4 protein-coding genes are annotated in these 4899 nt (G+C 45.2%); 3 read left to right on the forward strand and 1 reads right to left on the reverse strand.

Going from position 1 to position 4899, the window contains the following annotated elements:
• Window positions 1–358 precede the first annotated feature (358 nt).
• Window positions 359–1237 (reverse strand): prolipoprotein diacylglyceryl transferase, encoded by an 879-nt coding sequence (lgt, locus tag F6J94_RS30280; RefSeq protein WP_293047078.1) that lies wholly within the window; start codon window positions 1235–1237, stop codon window positions 359–361.
• Window positions 1238–1771: 534 nt separating this feature from the next.
• Between lgt and iscB the strand changes: the two genes are divergently transcribed.
• From iscB to F6J94_RS30295, 3 genes are all read left to right on the forward strand, one after another.
• On the forward strand, window positions 1772–2893 hold the full coding sequence (iscB, locus tag F6J94_RS30285; RefSeq protein ID WP_293020990.1) for an RNA-guided endonuclease IscB: 1122 nt from the start codon (window positions 1772–1774) through the stop codon (window positions 2891–2893).
• Window positions 2894–3140: 247 nt separating this feature from the next.
• Window positions 3141–3941: a type 1 glutamine amidotransferase gene (locus F6J94_RS30290; RefSeq protein WP_293047080.1), complete on the forward strand. Its 801-nt coding sequence runs from the start codon at window positions 3141–3143 to the stop codon at window positions 3939–3941.
• A gap of 254 nt (window positions 3942–4195) precedes the next feature.
• Window positions 4196–4899 (forward strand): hypothetical protein (locus tag F6J94_RS30295; RefSeq protein ID WP_293047082.1); only part of this gene is annotated, 704 nt, incomplete at its 3' end.

The raw sequence follows: 4899 nt of genomic DNA on the forward strand, positions 1-4899 counted from the left end.
TGTGATTAATCCCGAGTTATAGCAGAAGTCAGAAGTCAGAAGTCAGAAGTCAGAAGTCAAACTCTTGCGCTTACTTAGGTTTGAGACTTTTGTCATGTCCGCGCCTGCCCTGGGGACTGCTATACCAGAGACTCACCTATAGGTAACATGCCCTCGAATCATCCGTTGCGCGATCGTAAGCATTAAGCCGTTGGCTGATAGCTGATAGCTGATAGCTTACGCGCGATCTTTCCAATATCACAACTTATCACAGATTGCCATATTCCAAAATTGTCCGGATTAACCTGATCTACCCAGTAAAAATAAAGTGGTAGATGCACCCTGGTGAAGTCCTAGAGCTAAACTCTGGGGCTTTTTTTTATTTAGATACCGTATCCCACTGCTGATTATCGGCTGGAACAACATCTGGCAAAGACCGACCCATCCAATACAGCCACCCTAAACCAGCAACTCCCAATGCGATCGCAACCAAACTGACCACTTGAGCAATGCGTAATGGACCGAGCATCAGACTATCCATCCGCAATGCCTCAATCCAGAAGCGACCAGTACTATAGGCGACCATATAAACTAGAGCCATCGTCCCTACCTTCAGATGGGGTTTGCGGCGTAAATCCCGAAAGAACAGAGTCATCAGTAACCCAAAGACCAATAAGTTCCACACAGACTCATAGAGAAAGGTGGGATGGAAATAGTCAAAATTCTGAAAGCCTGGGGGACGCTGTAGTGGTGGAATATACAATTTCCAAGGCAAATCCGTGGGAGCACCAAAGGCTTCGGAATTAAAGAAATTCCCCCAACGTCCGATTGCTTGACCTAATATCAGGGAAGGAACTACTAGATCAGCTAACAGCCAGACAGACAGTTTATTGAGGCGGGCGAAAATTGTTGCAGCTAAGATACCACCCAAGATAGCGCCATGAATGGCAATCCCACCATTCCAAATCGCAATAATTTGGTCTGGACGCTGGGCGTATTGTTCCCACTGAAACAATACATAGTAAAGTCTGGCACCAGGAATCGCAGAAATCACCAGCCAGATAGCCAAGTCGCCCAACAAATCTGGGTTAACGTTACGACCCTTGGCTAGGTATTGGGACAGGCTAACTCCAATTAACACTGCTGAGGCAATCAATAGTCCGTACCAGCGGATTGTTACCGGTCCGAGTTCAACGATTATTGGCCCAGGAGAAGCAAATTGGAACCCTAGGGTTAGAGCAGAGATTGCTTGCAGCATTGATTTATCGATAGGCAGCAAACCACAAGTTTCATTGTAGTCTCCTAGAGCATCGGTTAAGTCATCAGAAAACTAGGTCAATTGATAATGGGGTGATGAGAGGATGGGATGATGGGGTGTAATGGTTATAGAAATATCCTGATCAAGTGCTTGGTCGAGGTATCGGACTTTGTCTTGATGCAGCGCGGTCAACTTCTATTACTTGACCAACTCTCTACGATTCCCTAATCTGGAGTGCAATGGTGCGAAGCAAAAGCTTGGATCAGCTTCTCCCATAACTGCTCAGCACCTAGTAAAAGCCTTGGTAATTTCCGGCAAAACTCGGAAATTTACCTAACTAGGTTGCAGACCAAGGATTAATTTCCTACGTTGTTTTGGTCATGATACCTGGGAGTGAACTCCAGCTCCCAGCTCTATCGTCAACCATTAAGGTGAAGGCAAAATGTGTGGTTGACACGACAAGCCATTACAACATGGTCGTTCGCGTAGCGGGACGAAGTCCGGAAAACATTACCGATTTGAGACGCACTAAAAATGCAGAATTATGTATTAGTTATTGACACAGACAAACAACCATTAAACCCCATATCCCCCAAGAAAGCGCGTCGATTGTTAGATAAAGGAAAAGCTGCGGTTTTTAGGATGTATCCATTCACGATTATCCTCAAGGCTGCAATCGCCAATCCGACTATCTCCCCTTGTCAAATCAAAATAGATCCAGGCAGTAAGGTGACTGGGTTTGCTCTAGTCCAGGACGACCAAGTTATTTGGGGAATGGAGCTAGAACACAGAGGAGGATTGATAAAGAAAAAACTAGAATCTAGAAGTGGCGTTAGGGGTGGGAGGCGTAATCGCAATACCCGTTACAGGAAGCCAAGATTTCTTAATCGTAAGCGTCCAGAGGGTTGGATTCCTCCCAGTCTAGAACACAGGGTTTTGACTATTGAAACCTGGGTAAGACGACTAACTAAGTTTTGTCCAGTCAATGAGATTTGGATTGAAATAGTCAAGTTTGACACTCAAAAAATGCAGGATCCTGAAATCAATGGGGTGGAATACCAACAAGGTGAACTAGCCGGGTATGAGGTGAGGGAATATTTACTTGAGAAGTGGGGGAGGGAGTGCGCCTATTGTGGCAAGCAAAATATTCCCCTACAGATTGAGCACATTCACCCAAAATCCAAAGGAGGCAGTGATTCGGCAAAGCCGACGCTACGCGAACGGGTCAGCAATCTTTGTCTAGCTTGTGAAAAATGTAATCAACGAAAAGGCAATAGACCTATTGAAGAATTCCTAAAAAAGAAACCAGGCTTGCTACAAAAAATCAAAAACAAGGCGCTTTCGCCATTGAGAGATGCAGCAGCGGTCAATACAACTCGGAACAAAGTAGTAAAGGTACTCAACGAAATAAAACCTGTGGTTACTGGCACGGGTGCTCAGACCAAATACAACCGGACTAAGTTGGGACTACCCAAGCAGCATTGGATTGATGCAGCTTGTGTTGGAGACGTTGAAGCTTTGGTGTTGAGAACCTATCAACCGCTAGTAGTTACCTGCAAAGGACAGGGAGGCAGGCAAAAAGCTGCGCTCAATAAATATGGCTACCCCATTAGACATAACCCATTGAAACCCATCAAAGGTTGGAAAGCGTGGTGATATAGCTAAAAACCTTTTGACGGGGGAGTTTGGGAGGGTTAATCCCAGAAGCAAAAGCAACTCCTTTAATTACACGGTTCCCGGAAAAAAGGCGATAAGCTTGCACGTCAAGAATTTACTCAGAGTTCACAGAAAGGATGGTTATACTTATGGGTTTTGCCGATAAATACCAAGAATTATCTGGAAATAGTCCTCCTATTACATACAGACAGTATAAGGCGAACAACCAAATCACCTTCAACCCAAGATGAATTCCGAACAACTAGAATTAACTATAGGCTGGCTTTACCCTACCCTAATGAGTACCTACGGCGATCGCGGTAATGTGATCTGCTTACAACAACGAACCCAGTGGCGAGGCATTAGAGTCAATCTAATCCCCCTGGATCAGCAAACCCCTGCTGAGCAATTCTATCAAGTGGATATCTTCATGGGTGGTGGTGCTCAAGATAGACAGCAAGAAATTGTTATGCGAGACTTACAAGGTAGCAAAGCCAATGCCCTACAAGAAAAAATTGAAGGAGGTACACCGGGGGTATTTACCTGTGGCTCACCTCAATTGCTAGGTCACTACTATGAACCTGCTCTAGGTAAGCGGATTCAGGGATTAGGGTTGCTGGATTTGGTCAGCAAGCATCCTGGCGTAGATGCTCGCCGTTGCATTGGTAATGTGGTATTTGAGATTACTGCATCACCCCTAGCCCAAGACTTAAAGGCTATGCTCGGGAAAACTCCAGTAGTGATTGGTTTTGAAAATCACGGTGGTCGTACCTATTTAGGTAATGTCGAACCCCTAGCTCAAGTGGTCAAAGGATATGGTAACAATGGGGAAGATGGCACAGAAGGGGCATTTTATCGAAATGCGATCGCAACCTACTCCCACGGTCCGCTGTTACCGAAAAACCCCTTTCTTGCTGATTGGCTGATCCAAACTGCCCTTAAGCAAAAGTATCATATACCAGTGTCCTTAGAACCACTGGATGATACCTTAGCAACCAAGGCACGGGTGGCGATGTTTAAACGTCTTGCCCTGACTAACCTGAGTTAACTAAGACTACTAGCAAGAAGCCGTGACTCTTACGGGTAATGGGTAATCGGGATTGGTAGAAATGTCCACTAATTACTAATAATCCACAGTCCCGACTTTAGTGGATAGCCCCTTAATGGCTCGTAAACGAATAAACTACTAAGTATACCCCCTCCCAAGCAGTTGAGCGAGGGATAAGGTGCGGTTAAAACCGCGCTTTGTCGTAGTTCCTCCGCGCTTTAAAAAGACGCGGTTTCCCTACCCCGTGAAGTCAGATGACTGGAAAAGTAATCGATAGCAGTGCCACTGGAATTCTCATTCTGATCATCCCCTTCGCATTGGTGATGGTTCTGTTGCTAAAGGCATGGCCGATCGTACTGGCAATGCTAATCTTGATTATCATCATCAGGCTTTGGCAGCAATATCAATGGCAGAAGTGGACTCGGAAAGTTAATCCCTTCTTCAATCAACTGATTAAAGATAACCAAGGTTGTCTGACACCCATTGACTTGTCGATCAAGGCAGATATTTCTGGAACTGCAGCGAAACAGTATTTAGAGAAAAAGGCACAGGAGTTTGGAGCTCAGAGTCGAACCTATGATGACATTGGCACTGTTTATTACTTTCTGACTGCTAGCGCTCTCGGTAGTATCTTTGATGAGAGTGAACCCTCCTTCGACCCTGAAAGTGAATCCTCCTTTGAGCCTGAGAGTGAATCCAACACCAGTAAACCAACCCCGACTTTGGAACTAAAGGTCGAAAAAGATGATTTCTCTACCAGTGACATCCCAAAATCGCTAGAAACTCCAGGATCACAAGAATCTGTTGCCTCGAAACTAGCTGCCTTCACTGCTAATGCTTCAGGTGATCAAAAAAACCGAGTCAAAAAGAAGCAGGATAAGAAAGTTTATCAACCTCTGATCCAAGCCGAATTAGCCAAGCGACTCGATGTTCATTCGAGCACAGTTGGTAAACGTAA

The sequence above is a fragment of the Moorena sp. SIO1F2 genome, from assembly GCF_010672755.1.
Classification (GTDB): domain Bacteria; phylum Cyanobacteriota; class Cyanobacteriia; order Cyanobacteriales; family Coleofasciculaceae; genus Moorena.

What these genes read in the sequence shown, in the direction of transcription:
- F6J94_RS30290 (WP_293047080.1), top strand. Translation starts at nt 3,141, where the DNA reads ATGAATTCCGAACAACTAGAATTAACTATAGGCTGGCTTTACCCTACC.
- lgt (WP_293047078.1), bottom strand. Translation starts at nt 1,237, where the DNA reads ATGCTGCAAGCAATCTCTGCTCTAACCCTAGGGTTCCAATTTGCTTCT.
- iscB (WP_293020990.1), top strand. Translation starts at nt 1,772, where the DNA reads ATGCAGAATTATGTATTAGTTATTGACACAGACAAACAACCATTAAAC.